The organism is uncultured Flavobacterium sp. (assembly GCF_963975515.1).
In the GTDB taxonomy this organism is placed as follows: domain Bacteria; phylum Bacteroidota; class Bacteroidia; order Flavobacteriales; family Flavobacteriaceae; genus Flavobacterium.
The window spans coordinates 1-20086 of sequence record NZ_CAXBGY010000017.1 but is presented as its reverse complement, the minus strand read 5'-3'; the positions used below and the strand labels follow the sequence as shown (position 1 = coordinate 20086).

Below are 20086 nucleotides of genomic sequence, written 5' to 3'. Positions count from 1 at the left end.
TTCTAAATGGGTTTTTTAAATTTATTTAATTGTTATTTCGTCTACAAAAATAAAAGCATCTCCATCGGATGGAAATCCTTGATGCCATTCTGGTAATTTTCCAAAGTTGGTTGCAACAACTTTTACATATCTAGCTTTTTGCGCTTTAAATTTAAGCTCAAAAGGTTTTATAACCGTTTCATATTCTTTTGGATCAACTACATTTTCTACTGTTCCAACTTTTTTAAATGTGATATTATCTTCAGAAATATAGTAATCTACTTTGGTTGGCATTAAAATCCAAGATCGTGTGTCTTGTAGGTAATTTGATGTAATTGAAGTTATTTTATGAGTCGACTGCATGTCTACGACACATTCGAAGTTTTGATTTTGAAATCCTTGCCACTCACCTTTTCTCCAGTTTTCGTTGCCAAAAATTCCGTCTAACAAACCAGCATCACCACCAGCATGATATTGTGGATTGTATTTTGATTTGATGTCAATTGTGTAATTATTTGGTTTTTTGAAGAATTGAGCTGAAATGGTGTCGCTTATTTTTCCAAAACCATCATCAGAATAAAATTTAATAATTGCTGATTTATCCAAAATTAAATTTTTATCAAATATTTTAAAGTTAGAATCATTGATACTGTAAAAATATTCGGTTTTCTTATTCTGAGAATCAAAGGAAATATTTAATATGCTTTTAAAAGATTTACTTTCTGCTTCAATTACTGGAACAGGAACTATATCCTTGTAATTTTTAAAAAATCTTAAATAACTTCCTTCAAAACCAAAAATAGAATAATCCTGTTTGATTTTTTTATTAATCACTTCATTATTTCCATTTTCAAGTTTTACATTTATTTCATCGAAAAAAGGGTTACTTACAGTCCAATTACTAAAACGATGTCCCGGTGTAATCGAATAAATTCCCATAGAACTCAAAACATACCAAGCGCTCATTTGTCCGCAATCTTCGTTTCCTATTAAACCATCTGGTGTGTTTTTGTAGAATTCGTTTAAGATATAATGTACTTTTTCTTTTGTTTTTTCGGGTTTGCCCACGTAATTGTACAAATAAGCCATGTGGTGACTAGGTTCGTTTCCATGTGCATATTGTCCAATTAAACCTGTCACATCTACTTGTTCTCTTCCTGTGGTTTTGCTTTCACTGTTAAACATTTCGTCTAATTTGGCTTCAAATTTTTCATTTCCACCATAAGCTTCTATCATTCCAGGAATATCTTGAGGTACAAAAAATGAATATTGCCATGAATTTCCTTCGGTAAAATTATTATTGACTTCTCTTGGATCAAAAGGTTTGTCCCAACCACCATTTTTCTTTGGACGCATAAAACCCGTATTCCAATCGAAAATATTTTTCCAATTTTGAGAACGTTTCATGAAATATTCGTAATCTTCTTTTTTATTTAAAATTTGAGCCATTTGAGCAATACACCAATCGTCATAAGCATATTCAACGGTTTTTGAAACACTTTCATGATCATCATCCATAGAAATAAAGCCGTTTTCTTTGTAGGCTTTTAGTCCTAAAACATCTCTCATAGCTGAAGCTTTACTTGCTTCAAAAGCTTTTTCGTAATCATAACCTTTAATTCCTTTTGCCATGGCATCTGCAATCACAGAAACAGAATGATATCCAATCATACAATCGGTTTCATTGGAAGCTAATTCCCAAACAGGCAATCTTCCACCTTGTTCGTATTGTTTAATAAAAGTATTGATATAATCTGAAGTTCGTTTTTTATCAATCAGAGTATATAAAGGATGAGCTGCTCTAAACGTGTCCCAAAGTGAAAAAACGGTGTAATAATCAAATCCTTCTGCAGTGTGAATTTCGTTATCTCTACCACGATATTTTCCATCTAAATCTTGTGCAATGTTGGGTTGCATCATCGTGTGATATAATGCTGTATAGAAAATGGCTAATTTTTCTTTATCATTTGAAGTGATTTCAATTTTAGATAATTCTTTGTTCCATAATGCCTCAGCATCTTTCTTTACTTTGTCAAAATCCCAGTGTTTAATTTCAGAACTGTTTAATAAAGTACCTGAATAATTAGTTGAAGACAAAGTCACTTTTATATTTATTTTTTCTCCTTTTTTTACTTTTTTAGAGAAACATACTGCAACCTCATTTCCAAAAAATTGAAATTCTCTATCATTAAATTCAGAATTAAAACTATTTATTTTCATTGGTTTATCAAACTCAATTCTTGCATACACGTATTGATTTTGAGCCCAAGCTTCGCTTCTTCGTAAAATTTCCCAAGTCCTATCGTTTACATACCTTACATGACCTTCCAATAATTTATCGCGATGATTTAAATCTAAAATGATATTTGCTTGACCTTTTTCATTAAAAGTATATTCATGAAAACCCACTCTTGTTGATGCAGTTAATCTTACATCAATATTGTGTTTGTCTAATTTTACGCTATAAAATCCTGCTGATGCTTTTTCGTTATCATGAGAAAATGTAGAAGAATATTCTTTATTGTCAAAAGAAGGTTCACCCATTGTTGGCATTAACATAATATCTCCAAAATCAGAAACTCCAGTTCCGTTTAAATGTGTGTGTGAAAATCCATAAATAACATTATCTGAATAATGATAGCCCGAACAACCGTCCCAACTTCCGTCAATTCGTGTGTCTGGAGAAAGTTGAACCATTCCATAAGGTGTTGTCGCACCAGGAAAAGTATGTCCGTGACCACCAGTTCCAATAAATGGGTTTACGTGTTTGGCAAAGTCTTGTGCAAATACACTGCTTGTAATGAAAAGTATTAAAAAAAGAAAATTCCTCATTTTATAGGTTTTAATTTGCTATAAAATTGAGGAAAATTTATGAGGAATACAATTTATATTTTTTAAAAACCTAATATCATATTTGTTTCAACTTGCAAAATCAATGCTTTCTTTTGTTCTGAATTAACTTTATAAGTTCATCTCTTTTTATTCTATAATCAGGTGCAAAAGGAAAATCAAATTCTTCACTTTTTAAATAAGTTATAATATCAACTTTCTCTATTCCATCAATAGACTCTAATTCAATTTCTTTGGGTATTTCTACTAAATTTTCTTTAAATATATAAATAAGTAAGTCAATATTATTATTATTAAGACAAATATCTATTATTGAAAAACACTTTGTGAATGGAGTATTTATAATACACATATTTAAATCCGCCCCTTTAGTTATTAAAAACTTACCTACATCTATACAAGCCTCTCCTGAATCTGAACGAATGGATGTCAATTCAAATAAAGCAATTTTTTCTCGTAAAAATTTATCATTATCTGAGTCTTTAATTTTCTGATTTATATCTGATCCATTTACTACTAATCTTTCTATAAAAAATGAATTACAATCCTCTAAATATTGAATTGCAATTAATAATGGAGTTTTTTTATCATATATTCCATATATTTCATTAACATTCACATTGTATTTTAAAAAAATTTCAAATGATATTCTTTTATTGTTAACAATTGCAAGTGCAAACAAATTCATATTATATTTTTGGTCTTTATAGTTAATTAAGCTTTTATCTTTAACCAGAATTGACTTGATTAAAACTGAATCTTGATTCATAACAGCTTTTGCTAATTCTTCAGCAGGTGTGTCATTAAAATTAGAAAATCTGTAAGGAGGAGGTTGAGGTATAATAATTTCTTTGTTCTGGCACTGAACATTTAAAGTAATAATTAATAAAAATATTATCTTCTTCATATTAAATTTTTATTAATTAAAATATCTAGACTTTTAAAATCTCACCTAAACAAATTGTTCTAATCTATCATACACACAAACAAGAATAAAATTGAAACCAAAAAGTTAAACACCAATTACACCAAGTTTATTAATTGCTGGTAAATCAACTTGATCATTAGTATTAATAGAGTTGGCTTTAAAAACAAAATTTTTATCATACATCTTATTTCCAATAAAATACGACAATGAAAATTCGTTATTCAATTGTAAAACGCTGTTTTCTAAAAATTCCATTTTTACAGCAGTTTGTGGTGCAAGTGTTGCAAATGCATGACGTAGTTGCATGGTATTTCGTTCTTCACCATTAATTAAACCGTGAGCTTTTGAGACAATCATCGCCATTTCTAGTGTTTCGTCAGTTGCATTTAATAAATAGGCATACCAACAATTTTCCTGAAAATCATCGCTAAAATCTTGTATGGCAACAATGTATACGTTCTCTACTTTTGGGATTTCTATGTCTGCTTTCATATTTAAAAATTAACCCATCTAGGGTTTTAAACCCTAGATGGGTTGTAATTAATTTTATATCGTTGCTTTAAATTGTTCTAAGAATCTAACATCATTTTCATAAAACATTCTGATGTCACCAATTTGGTATAAAAGCATTGCTATACGCTCCACTCCCATTCCGAATGCGAAACCTGAATATTCGTCTGAATCAATTCCACAGTTTTTCAAAACATTAGGATCAACCATTCCACAACCACCAATTTCTAACCAACCAGTGCCTTTAGTGATTCTGTAGTCTGTTTCTGTTTTTAAACCCCAATAAATATCGATTTCTGCACTAGGCTCAGTAAAAGGAAAATAAGAAGGTCTAAGACGAATTTTTGATTTTCCGAACATTTCTTTCGTGAAGTATAACAAAGTCTGTTTTAAGTCCGCAAAAGACACGTCTTTGTCGATGTACAATCCTTCCACTTGATGGAAAATACAATGAGAACGAGCTGAAACCGCTTCATTACGAAAAACACGACCTGGAGAAATAGTTCTGATAGGCGGTTTATTGTTTTCCATATAACGCACTTGCACTGATGAAGTGTGTGTACGCAATAGCAAATCTGGATTCGTTTGTGTAAAGAAAGTATCTTGCATATCACGTGCTGGGTGATATTCTGGTAAATTTAAGGCTGTGAAATTATGCCAATCATCTTCAATTTCTGGTCCTTCGGAAACATTGAATCCTAAAGTTGAGAAAATATCAATGATTTGGTTTTTTACAATAGAAATAGGATGACGGGAACCAATAGCAACTGGTTCACCTGGACGTGTTAAATCGCCATAAGTTCCTTTTGCTTCGTCTTTAGTCTCTAAAACTTCTTGAAGAGAAGCTACTTTTTCTTCGGCAGTCGTTTTCAATTGATTGATTACTTGACCGAATTCCTTTTTCAATTCGTTAGGAACATTTTTAAATTCGGCAAATAATTCTTTCAATAAACCTTTACTACCTAGATATTTAATTCTAAATTCTTCAAGTTTTTCTTTGTTATCGGCATTGAAAGCTTTGGCTTCTTCAATGTGTATTTTAATCTTATCTATCATCGTTCATTTTGTAAAGGGCAAAGTTAAGTTTTTTTAGTGATTAGTGAAAAGTGATTAGTAATTAGTTTTTTGCTATTCACTAATTACTAGTAGCTAATTACTTAATAACTTCTTTTTCAAGAAAATAATTCACAATAGCATCTTTCATTAATACGGATTGTTCACCAGCTTTTAGTGTCGGTAATTCTTCTTTTACAGTAAAGTGAGGCCAACCTTCAGCATCAAAATAATCAAATTCGTAATAGCCATAAGGTTCTAGCAAACGACAAATGGCTATGTGCATTAGGTTTACTTTTTCATCTTTTTTGAATTCTTGGTTGAATTTTCCTAATTCTTGAACTCCTATTAGGTATATAATGGCATCAAGATCTAGCGTGTCACCATCAGCAAATTTGTTTGATAATAGTAAAACTACATTTTCCCAACGTTCTTTTAATTGTTCGTCTCTAGACATTTTTTTTGTGGTTGTAGGTTATCGGTTATGAGTTATGGGTTGCCTTTCATCCATTAACTTTTACCAATCACCAAATTTCTGCAAAGATAGTAACTAGTAAATTGACTTTCGATAATTCTTTTATCTTTGTTCATTCAACTATTATCTATTTATGAGTTTTATTGATATTGTTTTTGCAGCTTTACTAGGATATGCTTTATATAAAGGAATTAAAAACGGACTTTTTGTTGAGTTGGCTTCTTTAATAGCTTTATTAGCTGGAATTTTTGTTGCCTTAAAATTTTCAGACTTTGCAAAGTCTATTATTGAAAATAATTTTTCTTGGGATCCAAAATACGTTGAAATTATAGCTTTTACTCTGACTTTTATTGCTGTTGTAGCTGGAATTCATCTTTTGGCTAAAGTTTTAACAAAGATTGCTGATTTTGCTTTTTTAGGTTGGATTAATAAATTAGCTGGTGCTGCTTTTAGTATGATTAAAACAATATTAGCATTAAGTATTGTAATTTTATTATTTGAAAAAATCAATGTAAATAATATGATTGCAAAACAAGAAACACTAGATAATTCTATGTTTTATAACCCTATAAAAAAAGTTTCTGAGTTTGTTTATCCCCAAATTGAAGAATGGTATGAGAAGAGTGTTCAGTCTTCAGTTGGCAGTGATTAATAGTTTAATGTTAACAGAAAAAATTATTCTTCTATTAAATTTAGAATTTCAATTGTTTCTTTTTTTTCTAACGGACTTTTAATTCTCACAGTAATTAATTTGTAATCCCATGTTTTATTATTTCTCTCTGCTAAAATATCAAGCATAGCTTTTCCCTTTTCACATGTGATCTTTATTGTTGAATTAACTAAATTATTATCATCCGAATAATTTACAGAACCGTTTAAAATTGACATATTATTAATAGGCTCTATTTCTCCTAAAGTAATATTTATTCTCTCATTTTGTTTTACTTTCTCCAAGGCTAACTCATAAAGCTTCGGATCAGCGTAAGCTTTTGAATAATTACCTAAAACTGAACCAAATGCAATTATTAACAAAGAAATCGTTAGAATCAACATCGTTCCAGTTAATGGAACAAACCATTTCCAATTCTTTTTAAACCAACTTTCATGCTCAATTAGGTTATTATTCATCCCATAATAATTTACTAAACTACCTTACCTCTTTAATAGCACTACTCAAAACCCAACCTTCTGTTTTATCAGTAAGCTGAATTCTTTTGTAATTGTCTAATGTTTCTTTCACAAAGACTTTTGTTCCTTCATGAAGTGTGAAAGCGTTGTCTGCGTCTTCTTTTGGTTCGGCTTTTACTTCAACAGTGTCTTCAAAAATTATGGCTGGTTTGTCTTTTTTTTGAAAATTAGTCAAGAAATTAGCCGACAGAAAGGAAACTATTACTAAAAATAGAGCCACGAAAATTGAGACGAAAGAAAAACGCTTGATGTTTGATTCCTCTTTATACAAAAACAAAGCAAAACTCAACAACGTCAACACTGAAAAAATCACACTTAACCATGTCCACGTGTTGATTGAAAATACAGAAGTTACACTTTTTATGAATCTAGTAAATCCTAATTCCTCAATTACTTTTATGTTGTCAATGGTTCTTTTTTGGGCGAATGCTAAATTAGTTTTTATGGCTTTATTATTAGGTTCCAACAACAATGCTTTTTCATAATAATAAGTAGAAGGAGCAACTTTATTCAATTTGTAATAGGAGTTTCCTAAATTAAAATACAAATCAGCAGATTCTTGTTTTAGACTTTTTTCAATGTATTCGTATTTCTGAATTGCATTTTCGTAATCTCCTTTTTTATACATTTCATTAGCAATCTCAAACACTTTTTGAGAAGATTCATCGGCTGTTTGTCCAAATGAAAATTGGATAAGTAGTATAAATATGTAAACTAAATTCTTCATTTTATTATACTGATTTAGTTTGAGTTAATTCTTTTTCTAATAGAGATATACTTTCTACTGCTTTTTCAAAATCCAATTTCATAGTATCGTCTGAAGAAGGTGCATATCTAGCAAACTCAGCAGATTTCATTATATTGATAAAGTTAGCAACTGATTCTTGAGAAGCATTTTTCTGTACTAACAATAGTTGAATGTTTTCTTTATCCATTTCAGACGTTTCTATATTCAGTTTTGCTTTTAAGAAATTGTGTAATGCTTTTTCGATGGCTAAATAGAAAGGCACTTTATTTCCTAATTGTTTTTTCGCTTCTCCTAAATATTTCTTCGCTAATTTGTTGTTCATTCGAATTTTGTTTCCATATTCATCGCTAACATATTCGTCAGTTTTACGTTTCACTATGAATAAAATCGGAATAAAACACAAAGGTAATAGTAGTAATGAATAATAGATGTTTGAACCAAAAGGTGTGCTTTTGTTTATAGGTTCAAAATTGGTTTTTCTATTAATAAATTGAAAAGTTTCAGATTTTGTGATGTCTTGTTTTTCTGGATCATTTGAAGCTACTGTTGCTAAACCTGGCCCATCAATTACATCAATTATAAATTCTTCTGAAGATATTGTTTTGTATGAATTAGATTTCAAGTCAAAATAAGAAAACACTAAAGGTTTTATTGGATATTTTCCTTTGGTCTGAGGCACAATTGTGTACGTATCTGAAATTTTTCCAATCATTCCAGACAAAGGTGTATTAACTTCTTCGTTGTGTTTTGGTTCGAAAACATCAAAAGCTGATGGTAATTCTAGTTTTGGTAATTCAAATAATTTTAAATTACCTTTTCCTGAAACTTCAACAACTAAATCTAATGATTCACCATATTTTACTTGTTTTTTTGACGGCACAATTTTAAATGCAAAATCTCCAACTGCTCCTTTAAAATCAATTGGTTTATTAACTTCTGGTAAAGGCTTTACATTTATAGCTCTTGCACCTGCAGAAATAGTTTTTCTTACGGTTTGATAGGGACTTTCGCTGTAAGAAGTCCTTCTAACTGGAACATTTACGTCCATTGTAATTGTTAAAGGATCCAGGTTTTTGTTTCCTGCTTCTAATGGATATAGTATTACTTTTCTCCATTCTACCATTGCATAATCTTTTCCATTGTATTTTGCTAAAACAGCTTTTAGGTTTTTCATGTCTTGAAACTGACTCCAAAAACCGTTATAGGCTGGATTTTCGGTTTCACGAACATTATTTACACCATATCTTGGATCAAAATATACTTTATAAACCACAGTAACAGGTTCATTTACATATGGGTTTTGTTTAGAAATATCTGCTACTAAAAAGACACCTTCTCCAACTTGAGCTAAAGGATCATTTGGATCAACTGGCATTTGAATAGCGTCAACTATCTTAACAACAACAGGATTTGATTTATAAATTACTCCTTCGTATTCAATCGTTGCAGGTTGAATGGTGAAAGTTCCTTTTGATTTTGGTGTAAGGAAAAAATTTAATTGAGTAAAGATCTCTCTTCTACTATTCACTTTTCCATTAACAATAGTAATAGAAGTATTCTTTCCTTTACTAATTGAAGGACCTTCTACTCTAAAACCATCAAGTCTTGGTGGATCAAAGTTGTCACCGTCATTATTAATGATGTAGGTTAATAAAATTTTTTCGTTTAAAGCATAGATATCCTTGTCTGTAACTGCTTCAAATTTTACTTGAGCAAATGCAGTGTATTGGATTAAAATTGCGAAAATTAAAAAAATCTTTTTCATTATGTGCTAAATTTACTTGATCCGAATTTATTTCAGAATTTCAGTATCTGTTTATTACCAGTCTTTATCTGTTTGAATACGAACTCCTTTTGCTTTGCGAGAATTAACCTTTTCTTGAATTTTCTTTTCAGCGTTATTAACTGCTTCTAAGATATTTTCGATTTTCTGTTTATCTTCTCCTTGAGGTTTTGGGTTTCCTTTTTCTTCTTTATCTCCTTCTTTATTTTGATCTTTTTTGTCCTTTTTATCTTGTTGATCCTGATCTTTATTTTTGTCCTTATCTTTTTCCTTATCATTTCCTCCATCATTATTTTTTGGAGGATTTTCTTTTAGCATTTTTTTGGCCAAAGCATAATTGTAACGTGTTTGTTCATCATAGGGATTATTGCGTAAAGCATTTTTATAAGTTTCAACTGCTGCTTGATAATTTTTTTCGAGCATTAAAGTGTTTCCTAAATTGTGAAATGCCTTGTGTTTTTCTTCTTTAGTTTTAGCCGAAATAGTTGCTTCAAAAAAATTAAATTTAGCTTCACCTGGTTGATTTAGTCTATAAATACTGTTTCCCAAATTATAATAAGAAGCTGCTTTTACATTTTTATCTGATGAAGCCGAAACTCTATAATCTGCTTCAGAAGCAATGTATTTCTTCCCTTTGAAAGATTCATTTCCTTTATACAAATCTTTGTGATCTTCTTGTGCAAAAATAAAAGAAGAAACTAGTAAAACTATATAAACAATTATTCTATTCATCTCTTTTTTCTTTAAATAAATTTAATTTTTGAAACCATGCTGTTTTTCTTTCAAACATCAGCAAATCTATAAATAACAATAGAAATCCTAAACCTAAAAACCACTGATATTGTGTTTTGAATTCTGCTATTTGTTGTGTTTCTGATTCGTTTTTCTCAATTGAACTCAAAACGATTTGTAAATTATCTACAACTGATTTTGTGTTATTTCCGTCTAGATATTTTCCTTTAGTTGCTTCTGCAATAAGTTTTAAAGTTTCAGGATTCATTTTGGTTATGACTGTTTCACCGTTTGAATCTTTTTTATAACCTAAAATTTTGCCATTTTCTTTGATTGGAATTTGTCCACCTTTTGTTGTTCCAACACTTATAGTTACAATTTTTATGCCTTTTTCTTTAGCAATTTCTAAAGCTTCTTTTGAATCATCACCATGATCTTCTCCATCAGAAATCAAAATCAGCAACTTACTTTGTTGGTCGTCATCAAAGAAATTAATCGCTTGGTTAATCGCTTGATTTAATGCTGTCCCTTGCGATGAAAGCATATTAGTATTCGCGTTTTGCAAGTACATTTTTCCAATACTATAATCAGATGTCATTGGCAAAATCGGATAAGCACTTCCAGCGTAAGCTATCAAACCAATTCTATCGCCTTGTAAATTATTAATGATTTGGTTGATGATTTGTTTTGATTTTTCTAAACGATTTGGCGCAACATCTTCGGCTAACATACTTTTAGAAACATCTAATGCAAAGACAATATCAATTCCGTCACGTTTTATGGTTTCCATTTTAGTTCCTAATCTAGGATTTGCTAAAGCAATTATCACAGCACTTAATCCTAAAACAACAAATAAAAATTTTAGAATTGACTTAAAACCAGAATATTCTGGAATCAGTTTTTTTACCAAATCTAAATCACCAAACTCTTTTTGCTTTTGTGTTTTCCAATAAAAATTGAATACAAAAAACACTACCACAATTGGCACTATCAGCAACAAATACAAATATTTTGATTCTTCTAGTTGAAACATTTTATATAAATCCTCTTAAAATTGTGTTTCTTAATAGTACTTCTATTAACAATAAACCACAAGCTACAAGTAGTAATGGTCTAAACAATTCGTTATAATTAGTAAATTTTTTTTCTTTTATCTCTGTCTTTTCAAGCTTATTAATGTTGTCATAAATAGCCTCTAATTTTTCATTACTTGTTGCTCTGTAATAGATTCCATCCGTTTTTTTAGCTATTTCTTTCATTAAACCTTCGTCAATTTCTACATCCATCATTTGGTATAAAAATTTTCCGCTTGGATCTTTTGCATAAGGAAACATAGCTCTTCCGTTTGTTCCTAATCCTATTGTATATACTTTTATTCCGTATTTTTTAGCAATATCTGCAGCCATTCTTGGATCAATTGTTCCTGAATTATTTACACCATCAGTCAATAAAATAATAATTCTGCTTTTAGCTTTACTTTCTCTTAAACGATTTACTGCAGTTGCTAATCCAACACCAATTCCTGTTCCATCTTGTATGATTGAATCATCATATTCGATAGATTTTATAGCTTGTTGCACAATTAATGCGTCTGAAGTAACTGGCGTTTTTGTATAACTTTCTCCTGCATAAACTACAATTCCAATTCGGTCATTTATTCTATCGTTAGCAAACTTTGAAGCTACTTTTTTAAGAGCATCTAAACGATTTGGTTTTAAGTCTTTGGCTAACATACTTCCAGAAACGTCAATAGCCATTACAATATCAATTCCACTTGTTGATTTTTGCCTTACTGAAACATCCACTGTTCTTGGTCTTGCTAATGCTAAAATGATTAATGATAAAGCTAACAATCGCACGTAAAACAATAGTGGTTTTACTTTAGACAATAGAGAATGATTGTTCTTAAACGATTTTGTTGAGCTTATTTTTAAACTTGCATCTCTATTGTTTTTGTTATAAAAATGCCAAGCAATAGCTAGTGGAATTGTTAAAAACAACCAGAAAAAATGCGGATTTAAAAAGGTTATATTTTCCATTATAGACTGCTTTTTTTAAGTTCGATAGAATTTCTTACGCGTTCCATCATCTTCTCAGCATCTTTATCGCCATCTTTATAGATTAAAAAGAACTCTTGAGCTGAGTTAGGTTGCGCAAAAATCACAATTTCATAAGCCATTTTATACTCTTTTTTATCTATTGGATTATTTACTGTAAATGTTCCGTAGGCCTTTTTACCTGAAAGCCCTTTCTTTGGTTCGTAATCACCAACTTTTACTAAGATATTTTTTGCACCAACAGATTCTAAGTATTTTATATCTGCTTCTATAGCTACATCTTTATCTAAAGCTACAGAATCTTTAAAAGTAGTTGTATTTAATGTTATTGAGAAGTTATCAATCAAACTTCCATATGTAAATCTTCCAACAGACTTAACAGTTGGTGGTAAATTTTGCTGCACTCTTTCGTCAACAGTACGTTTTAAAACTCTTGGTGTTTCAATTTTTATTGCAGGATCACCATATTCTGATGTCACCCATTCTTTTTCTAACAATTCTTTTGAGGTGTGACCGATATAATTATCCTTCAAATAATCATAAGCTATGGTTCTAGCAAATACAATTAATGATATAAATAAAAACACGACTACAACTACAATAGAAAGTACAACACGAATTACTTTATCCTTTTTAGCTTTCTTGATTCTAATTTCTTCTTGAAACAGATTGTCTTGTTCTTCTTGCGTTCTTGGTGTTGCTTTATCTAAGGATAATAAAAACTCATTTATTATTATTTTACTTTCTTCAATTTCCGAAGCAATAGGTTGTGATTTAGCAAATTTTACTAAATCGGCATTTTTTAATACTTCATTAAATTGATTTAATAAAGAAGGACTAATTTTTATATTTCTTTTTCCTGTCTCAGCTCTTAATGCTTTATACAATTCGCTTGAAGTACTTTCCATAGCAGGAACAGAAAGCGATTCTTCTATATAGACACGAGCAATATCAGTTAATTCAGAATAATACTCTTTTACATTTCCATTCTGCCAAAGACTCTTTTTTTCTAAATTTTCAGAATGTACCAAAGCTTTTTCTATAGGAGAAGCGAAACCTTTAAAATCTTCTTTTTTGTATTTCTGAATTCTTTTTATGATGAAATAAGCTAAAACTCCTAATCCAACTACTAAAAGAGCAAATAACACATATTTCCACCAATCACTTGCTGGTTTTTTGACTTCAATAATTGGTTTAATATCAAACATTGGTTGCACAATAGTATCAACCTTTACATCATTAACTCTTATTGTCGTTGAATCTGAAAAGTATTCTTTATTATTAATTCGTACAGCAATACTTGGAATTTTATAAACTCCAGAATCAAATTGTGTTAAACCATATTTTTTAATTAATTCTAACTTATCATTATCTTTAATTGTATCAATTGGATAGGATTCTAAAACTTCCATACGACCAATGAATTTTCGCTCTGGAAAAACCACGTGATCTTTTAAAGTTACTTTTGCTTTTAGTATTAAATTTAACTGTGAACCAATTTTTATTTCTGTAGAATCAACAGTTGAAGTCATCGATTGAGAAAACCCAAAAGTTGAAATCAATAAAAATAATATGTATACTCTTTTTGTCATTTTTTTATTCTAAAATCTAAATTCAAATATCATCAATCTTCAATCATTATCTTGCTTTGAAATAGCTTAATAGTTTTTTTACGTAATTTTCATCAACTCTTGAGTGAATTACTCCAGCTCCAGATTTTGAGAAAGTAGTTTTAAAATAATCTACATTTTCTCTATGATTAATTTCGTAATCTAATCGTAATCTTTTTGAATTAGTGTTAACGTACATCAATTCGTTCGTTTCTGCATCAAGCATTTGAACTAATCCAATATTTGGAATACTTTCTTCTCTTTGGTCGAAAACTCTTATTCCAGTGATGTCATGCTTTTTAGAAACAATTTTCAAAGTTGATTCATAATCTTTCACCATAAAGTCTGAAATCACAAAAACAATGGCTTTTTTCTTCATGATGCTTGATAAGAATTTTAAGGCTTGAGACAAATCGGTTTTCTTGCTTTTTGGCTGAAACTCGATTAACTCTCTAATAATTCTTAGTACATGAGACTTTCCTTTTTTTGGAGGAATGAATAATTCAATTTCATCTGAAAATAATATCAAACCTATTTTATCATTGTTGTTTGTTGCAGAAAAAGCTAATGTCGCTCCTATTTCAGCAATCACTTCACTTTTTAATTGATTTTTAGTTCCAAAACTTTCAGAGCCAGAACAATCTACTAATAGCATCATGTTTAGTTCACGCTCTTCTTCAAAAACTTTTACATAAGGCTCGTTGTATTTTGCTGTAACATTCCAATCAATACTTCTAACATCGTCACCAAATTGATATTGACGAACTTCAGAAAAGGTCATTCCACGACCTTTAAACTGCGTATGGTATTCTCCCGAAAAGATATGATCACTCAATCTTCGGGTTTTGATTTCTATTTTACGTACTTTTTTGAGAATTTCCTTTGTATCCATTTTTTTTAGTGATTAGTGAATAGTGAATAGTGATTGGTAAAAGCATTGGCTAATTACTAACTACTAGTTACTAATTACTACTATGGTACTTCAATTTCGTTTACAATTTTATTTATAATATCTACTGAAGTTACATTTTCAGCTTCAGCTTCGTAAGTAATTCCAATTCTGTGACGCAATACATCATGTACAACCGCACGAACATCTTCTGGTATTACATAACCTCTTCGTTTGATAAAAGCATAGCATTTTGATGCCATGGCTAAATTGATACTTCCACGAGGAGAAGCTCCAAAACTGATTAATGGTTTAAGACTTTCTAATTTATATTTTTCTGGATAACGAGTTGCAAAAATAATATCCAAGATATATTTTTCAATCTTTTCATCCATGTAAACTTCTTTAACTGCTTCTTGAGCACGTTTGATTTGTTCTACAGAAACAACTGGATTAATTTTATCATAATTACCCATTAAACTTTGTTTCATTATCATTCGTTCTTCATCCATTTTTGGATAATCGATAACGGTTTTAAGCATAAAACGGTCAACTTGAGCTTCTGGTAAAGGATAAGTTCCTTCTTGTTCCACAGGATTTTGTGTGGCTAATACAAAAAATGGCTTGTCTAATTTGAAAGTTGTATCTCCAATGGTTACTTGTTTCTCTTGCATCGCTTCTAATAAAGCAGATTGTACTTTTGCTGGAGCACGGTTAATCTCATCGGCTAAAACGAAATTAGCAAAAATTGGTCCTTTTTTTATTGAGAAAGCATTGTCTTTCATGTTGTAAATCATGGTTCCAACAACGTCTGCTGGCAACAAATCTGGAGTAAACTGAATTCTACTGAAACTTCCTTCAACAGCATTTGCCAAAGTATTAATTGCTAAAGTTTTTGCTAAACCAGGGACTCCTTCTAATAAAATATGTCCTTGTCCTAAAAGGCCAATTAACAATCGTTCTATCATATGTTTTTGTCCAACAATAGTTTTATTCATTTCCATTGTAAGCAAATCTATAAAAGCACTTTCTCTTTCAATCTTTTCATTGATGGCTCTAATGTCCAAAGTCATTGTGTTTTCTTCCATTTTATTCTTAATTTAGTACCGATATTTCGAGGTAAAACTTTGTTATTTATTTTAACATTTCAAAATTGTAATTTTTTTTGCTTTTATGTTGTTAACATTGCGTTAAAAATAATTTGAAATAGCCATATTTGGCAATGATTTATGATTTAGTTTTATACTTTTAAGAAAAAATTAAAAAAATCAATAAAAATGAGCATTAAACTTTCTTCAATAGTAGCTGGAGTTATGAATTGGGGTGTTTGGGATAAAAATCTAAATACACAAGAAATGACCACTTTAATACATACTTTTTTAGCACAAAATATTACTTCTTTTGACCATGCAGATATTTATGGTGGCTATACAACAGAAGCGTCATTTGGAAAAGCGTTTTCACAATCAAAAATTGACAGAAAATCTATCCAATTAATTTCAAAATGTGGCATAAAATATCCTTCTGAAAGTAGAGCTTATGGCATTAAACATTATGATTATAGTGCTGAATATATCATTTGGAGTGCTGAAAATTCATTAAAAAATTTACAATCAGATTATTTAGATGTGTTTTTATTACACAGACCAAGTCCTTTAATGCGAGTTGATGAAGTTGCAAAAGCAGTTGAACAGTTAAAATCACAAGGGAAAATTTTATCTTTTGGAGTTTCAAACTTTACGAATTCTCAAACAGAATTATTACAAAAAAGTGTAAATGTAGAATTTAACCAAATTCAGTTTTCGGCCACGCATTTTGAAGCTATGTTAGATGGAAGTTTAGATTATATGCAATCAAATAATATAACTCCACTAGCTTGGAATCCATTAGGCTCAATGTTTAAAGAAGATACAGAACAAACAAGAAGGTTAAAAAAATTACTAACAACTTTAGTCAGCAAATACGAAGTGTCTTCAGATTTAATTTTATTAGCTTGGATTTTACAACATCCTTCCAATATTATTCCTGCAGTTGGAACAACAAATTTGACTAGAATTCCACAATTAAATAAAGCATCTTCTTTAAAGTTAGATTTAGAAGATTGGTTTGCTATTTGGACAGAAAGCATGGGAAATAGAGTGCCTTAATGATTGATGAATGAAGAGTAAAGATTTTTGATTTTAGAAATACAACACTCTACAATCAAAATTCGTTAATCTTAAATCTTAAATTCAAATGATTAATAAACGCTTACTTGTCAAAAATTTACTAGCTCACAATGATGAGAACAGTTTTTATGACAAAAAGCGTCAATTAAACCTACATTCTAAAGAAGGAAAAGCAAAATTTTTGAAACATATTTGTGCTTTATCTAATTCAAATCCTACTAACACTTCCTTTATTGTTGTTGGAGTTGAAGATGAAACCAATGAAATTGTTGGTGATGATTTTTTTGATGATAGTCGAATTCAAAACCTGGTAAATGCTTATTTAGAAAATCCTCCAAAAATTCAATATGAAAATGTACCTTTTCCTAATTTACCAATTGATAAAGTTGTTGGTTTAGTTTCAATAAAGCCAAATGGAAAGGTTTCAAAGTTCAAGAAAAACATTCATACAATTCTAGCAAATTCAACTTATATAAGAGTTGGAAGCAACACAATGCCAACTGATGAAAAAGTAGCTTTTTCAAAAATAAATACAGAAACTGTAATTAGCATTGAGAATAATTCGAGAAATAGTATTGAACATACATTAGAAAGTGTTTTGCATTTTATAAATGTTTCACACAAAGATTTACCATCAGAATATAAAGTTTTTAAAGAGCTTTTCGTCGTTTGTTGGGCTGGAAATAAAAAGAAAATAAAAGATAAAACTTATTATTCAAGAGTTGATATTGAGTTGGTAAATGAGCAAGTAAAATTGTTTTATTCCGCTTTAGATGAAATCAGTATTTCATTTGATAATGAGTCTTTTACAATAACTGAATATGTTCAATTAGGACTGAATGACAAAACCAGTTATTATCCTTTAGAAAAATTAAAAATCACTTTTTTTGATAATGGTTATTACAAAATGGATTCCGAATTTTTGTTTGAACCACCACAATATAATCGAAAAATGTTATTTCACATTTATAATGCTACTTTAGTTTTGATTCAAAAAATGATAAATGAAAATTCATTAAACAGTCAAGAAAAAAGAGATGTAGAAAATATTCCATCTATTTTAATGATTTGTTATTTGAATGATTTTAAGGAAGCCAAACAAAAGTTAATAGATGCTAAATTAGTTTTAAAACAATATGAAAATCCCGAAGTTTACATCGCTTTTAAAGAAGCATTGCGCGTTTTGAGAAAAATGAAATATAATAAAAATGAATAGAAAATTAGTAATAGGTGACATTCATGGTGGATTAAAAGCTTTAAAACAAGTTTTAGAAAGAGCAGATGTTACCCAAAATGATACATTAATATTTTTAGGAGATTATGTAGATGGTTGGAGTGAATCACCTGAAGTTTTAGATTTTTTAATCGTACTAAATCAACAACAAAAATGTCATTTTATCAGAGGAAATCATGATGATTTATTGTTAAACTACCTTAAAACAAACACCTATAAAGAAGAATGGTTTTTACATGGTGGAAGATCAACTGTTGAAGGTTATGAAGCAATAGATTCAACAACTAAACAAATTCATGTTAACTTCCTTGAAGCTTTAGAACCTTATTATTTAGATGATAAAAACAGATTATTTATTCATGCTGGATTTACAAATTTGAAAGGAATTGAATTTGAGTTTTTCAAACCTTTATTTTATTGGGATAGAACTTTATGGGAAATGGCTTTAGCTTTAGATGAAAATATTCCTTTTAATAGTGATTTATATCCAAGTCGATTAAAATTATATAAAGAAATATACATTGGACACACACCAACCACAAAAATAAATCAAACAATTCCAATTAATAAAGCTTGTGTTTGGAATATTGATACTGGTGCTGCTTTTACTGGTCCGTTAACTATTTTAGATGTTGATTCTAAAGAATTTTGGCAAAGTGAATCATTAGTTGATTTGTATACTAATGAAAACGGTCGTAATTAAATTTAACTTGTTATCTTTGTACTATATTTATTTAAATAAAAAAACAAATGAAAAAAATCACTACTCTAATTATTATCTTAATTGCGTTTACTACTAACGCTCAAGTTTTTAAAGGAAAAGGAGACGTAAAGTTTCAAGTAGGTGCTAATATGCAAGAAAACGGAACAGGAGTTAACGTCACAACTGATTTTGGCTTAGGAGAAAATATGTCTTTTGGTTTTGCAGCTGTATACTTATTAAATGCTGAAAAAATCGCTGACGTTAAACCTGATTTTGAAGATAGAGCTGACATTAAGGTTCGTTTTAATGCTAATATTGGAAATGTATTAAACATTAGCGATGCTGTAGACATATACCCTGGATTAAGTTTAGGGTTAAGGAATTTTGGTGGTCATGTTGGTATACGTTATTTCTTTACAGATGGATTTGGGGTTTATTCTGAAGCAGGTTTTCCAATTGCAAGTTATAAAACTGATTTAGTAGGATTTGATAAATATAACAATCAATTTACTTTTAATATTGGTGCTAGTTTCAATTTACAATAATAAAAACATAATGGACATAGTTACTGAAAAGAGATTAAAAGACAGAAGTGGTTCTGTATGTGAAATTAGTGGTTCTGATGAGAATTTAGTCGCTTATTTAATTGAACCAAAAACAGAAGAAACTCCTGAAAACTGCATTTTAATTTCTCAAAAATTAAAAGACCAAATAGAAAACCCTGAGACAACTGATTCAAATGATTGGAGAGGTTTAAGTGATAGCATGTGGAATGAAAATCTTCCAGTTCAAATCGTTTCTTGGAGAATGCACGCTAGGTTAAAAAACATAGATATGTTAGAAATGATGTATCTTGATGAAGATGCTTTAGAATGGGCAAAAGCTACTGGTGAAGCTGATGATGATGAAGAGAAAATAATTCACAAAGACAGTAATGGACACATTCTAAATGATGGTGATTCTGTTGTTTTAATCAAGGATTTAGATGTGAAAGGTGCTAATTTTACTGCAAAACGTGGAGCAGCTGTTCACAACATCAAATTGGTTTGGGACAACCCAGAACATATTGAAGGAAGAGTTGAAAACCAACACATTGTTATTTTAACACAATATGTAAAGAAGACAAAATAATATCAAATTAATATCCATAAAAAAATCCCTAATTCAATTGAGTTAGGG

Annotated in this window: 20 protein-coding genes; 6 read left to right on the top strand and 14 right to left on the bottom strand. The window is 29.8% G+C overall.

Annotated elements, in window-relative coordinates; translation table 11 throughout:
- Window positions 1-21: 21 nt before the first annotated feature.
- From AAC008_RS14325 to AAC008_RS14305, 5 genes are all read right to left on the bottom strand, one after another.
- Window positions 22-2811 carry a GH92 family glycosyl hydrolase gene (locus tag AAC008_RS14325; RefSeq protein ID WP_339890145.1) on the bottom strand — a complete coding sequence of 930 codons (2790 nt, stop codon included), beginning with the start codon at window positions 2809-2811 and terminating at the stop codon, window positions 22-24.
- A gap of 100 nt (window positions 2812-2911) precedes the next feature.
- Window positions 2912-3736 (bottom strand): hypothetical protein, encoded by an 825-nt coding sequence (locus tag AAC008_RS14320; protein ID WP_339890144.1) that lies wholly within the window; start codon window positions 3734-3736, stop codon window positions 2912-2914.
- A 105-nt stretch (window positions 3737-3841) separates the two neighbouring features.
- Window positions 3842-4249: a hypothetical protein gene (locus AAC008_RS14315; protein ID WP_339890143.1), complete on the bottom strand. Its 408-nt coding sequence runs from the start codon at window positions 4247-4249 to the stop codon at window positions 3842-3844.
- 54 nt (window positions 4250-4303) lie between these two features.
- On the bottom strand, window positions 4304-5323 hold the full coding sequence (gene pheS / locus AAC008_RS14310) for a phenylalanine--tRNA ligase subunit alpha (RefSeq protein ID WP_339890141.1): 1020 nt from the start codon (window positions 5321-5323) through the stop codon (window positions 4304-4306).
- Window positions 5324-5420: 97 nt separating this feature from the next.
- Complete coding sequence (locus AAC008_RS14305; protein ID WP_339890139.1) at window positions 5421-5777, bottom strand: hypothetical protein; 357 nt, start codon at window positions 5775-5777, stop codon at window positions 5421-5423.
- 151 nt (window positions 5778-5928) lie between these two features.
- Here AAC008_RS14305 and AAC008_RS14300 point away from each other — a divergent pair, with 151 nt between their 5' ends.
- Entirely contained in the window at window positions 5929-6447 is a 519-nt protein-coding gene (locus AAC008_RS14300; protein WP_339890137.1) for a CvpA family protein, read from the top strand.
- A gap of 23 nt (window positions 6448-6470) precedes the next feature.
- Here AAC008_RS14300 and AAC008_RS14295 read toward each other — a convergent pair whose 3' ends face one another.
- The 9 genes from AAC008_RS14295 to AAC008_RS14255 all read right to left on the bottom strand — a co-directional run bounded on the left by AAC008_RS14295 (window position 6471) and on the right by AAC008_RS14255 (window position 15890).
- Window positions 6471-6923 carry a cytochrome c oxidase assembly factor Coa1 family protein gene (locus tag AAC008_RS14295; RefSeq protein WP_339890136.1) on the bottom strand — a complete coding sequence of 151 codons (453 nt, stop codon included), beginning with the start codon at window positions 6921-6923 and terminating at the stop codon, window positions 6471-6473.
- Window positions 6924-6942: 19 nt separating this feature from the next.
- On the bottom strand, window positions 6943-7710 hold the full coding sequence (locus AAC008_RS14290; protein WP_339890134.1) for a tetratricopeptide repeat protein: 768 nt from the start codon (window positions 7708-7710) through the stop codon (window positions 6943-6945).
- A gap of 4 nt (window positions 7711-7714) precedes the next feature.
- Window positions 7715-9496 (bottom strand): BatD family protein, encoded by a 1782-nt coding sequence (locus AAC008_RS14285; protein ID WP_339890132.1) that lies wholly within the window; start codon window positions 9494-9496, stop codon window positions 7715-7717.
- Between the two features lie 54 nt (window positions 9497-9550).
- Window positions 9551-10246, bottom strand: a complete 696-nt coding sequence (locus tag AAC008_RS14280) for a tetratricopeptide repeat protein (RefSeq protein WP_339890130.1) — start codon at window positions 10244-10246, stop codon at window positions 9551-9553.
- Complete coding sequence (locus AAC008_RS14275) at window positions 10239-11279, bottom strand: VWA domain-containing protein (protein WP_339890128.1); 1041 nt, start codon at window positions 11277-11279, stop codon at window positions 10239-10241. The genes AAC008_RS14280 and AAC008_RS14275 overlap by 8 nt, the downstream gene beginning before the upstream one ends.
- A 1-nt stretch (window position 11280) precedes the next feature.
- Entirely contained in the window at window positions 11281-12285 is a 1005-nt protein-coding gene (locus AAC008_RS14270; protein ID WP_339890127.1) for a VWA domain-containing protein, read from the bottom strand.
- Entirely contained in the window at window positions 12285-13895 is a 1611-nt protein-coding gene (locus AAC008_RS14265; RefSeq protein WP_339890125.1) for a hypothetical protein, read from the bottom strand. Before AAC008_RS14265 ends, AAC008_RS14270 begins: the two co-directional genes overlap by 1 nt.
- A gap of 46 nt (window positions 13896-13941) precedes the next feature.
- A complete protein-coding gene (locus AAC008_RS14260; protein WP_339890123.1) occupies window positions 13942-14805 on the bottom strand; it encodes a DUF58 domain-containing protein in 864 nt (287 codons plus the stop codon).
- Between the two features lie 80 nt (window positions 14806-14885).
- The gene (locus AAC008_RS14255) at window positions 14886-15890 is read right to left on the bottom strand and encodes a MoxR family ATPase (RefSeq protein WP_339890122.1); all 1005 of its coding nucleotides are present in this window, start codon (window positions 15888-15890) and stop codon (window positions 14886-14888) included.
- Window positions 15891-16079: 189 nt separating this feature from the next.
- Here AAC008_RS14255 and AAC008_RS14250 point away from each other — a divergent pair, with 189 nt between their 5' ends.
- The 5 genes from AAC008_RS14250 to AAC008_RS14230 all read left to right on the top strand — a co-directional run bounded on the left by AAC008_RS14250 (window position 16080) and on the right by AAC008_RS14230 (window position 20038).
- Entirely contained in the window at window positions 16080-16949 is an 870-nt protein-coding gene (locus AAC008_RS14250; protein WP_339890121.1) for an aldo/keto reductase, read from the top strand.
- A gap of 88 nt (window positions 16950-17037) precedes the next feature.
- Window positions 17038-18186: an ATP-binding protein gene (locus AAC008_RS14245; protein ID WP_339890119.1), complete on the top strand. Its 1149-nt coding sequence runs from the start codon at window positions 17038-17040 to the stop codon at window positions 18184-18186.
- Window positions 18179-18907, top strand: coding sequence for a metallophosphoesterase family protein (locus AAC008_RS14240; RefSeq protein ID WP_339890118.1), 729 nt, complete (start codon window positions 18179-18181; stop codon window positions 18905-18907). Before AAC008_RS14245 ends, AAC008_RS14240 begins: the two co-directional genes overlap by 8 nt.
- A gap of 47 nt (window positions 18908-18954) precedes the next feature.
- Window positions 18955-19452, top strand: coding sequence for a DUF6646 family protein (locus AAC008_RS14235; protein ID WP_339890117.1), 498 nt, complete (start codon window positions 18955-18957; stop codon window positions 19450-19452).
- Window positions 19453-19462: 10 nt separating this feature from the next.
- Window positions 19463-20038: a PhnA domain-containing protein gene (locus AAC008_RS14230; protein ID WP_339890115.1), complete on the top strand. Its 576-nt coding sequence runs from the start codon at window positions 19463-19465 to the stop codon at window positions 20036-20038.
- Window positions 20039-20086: the final 48 nt, after the last annotated feature.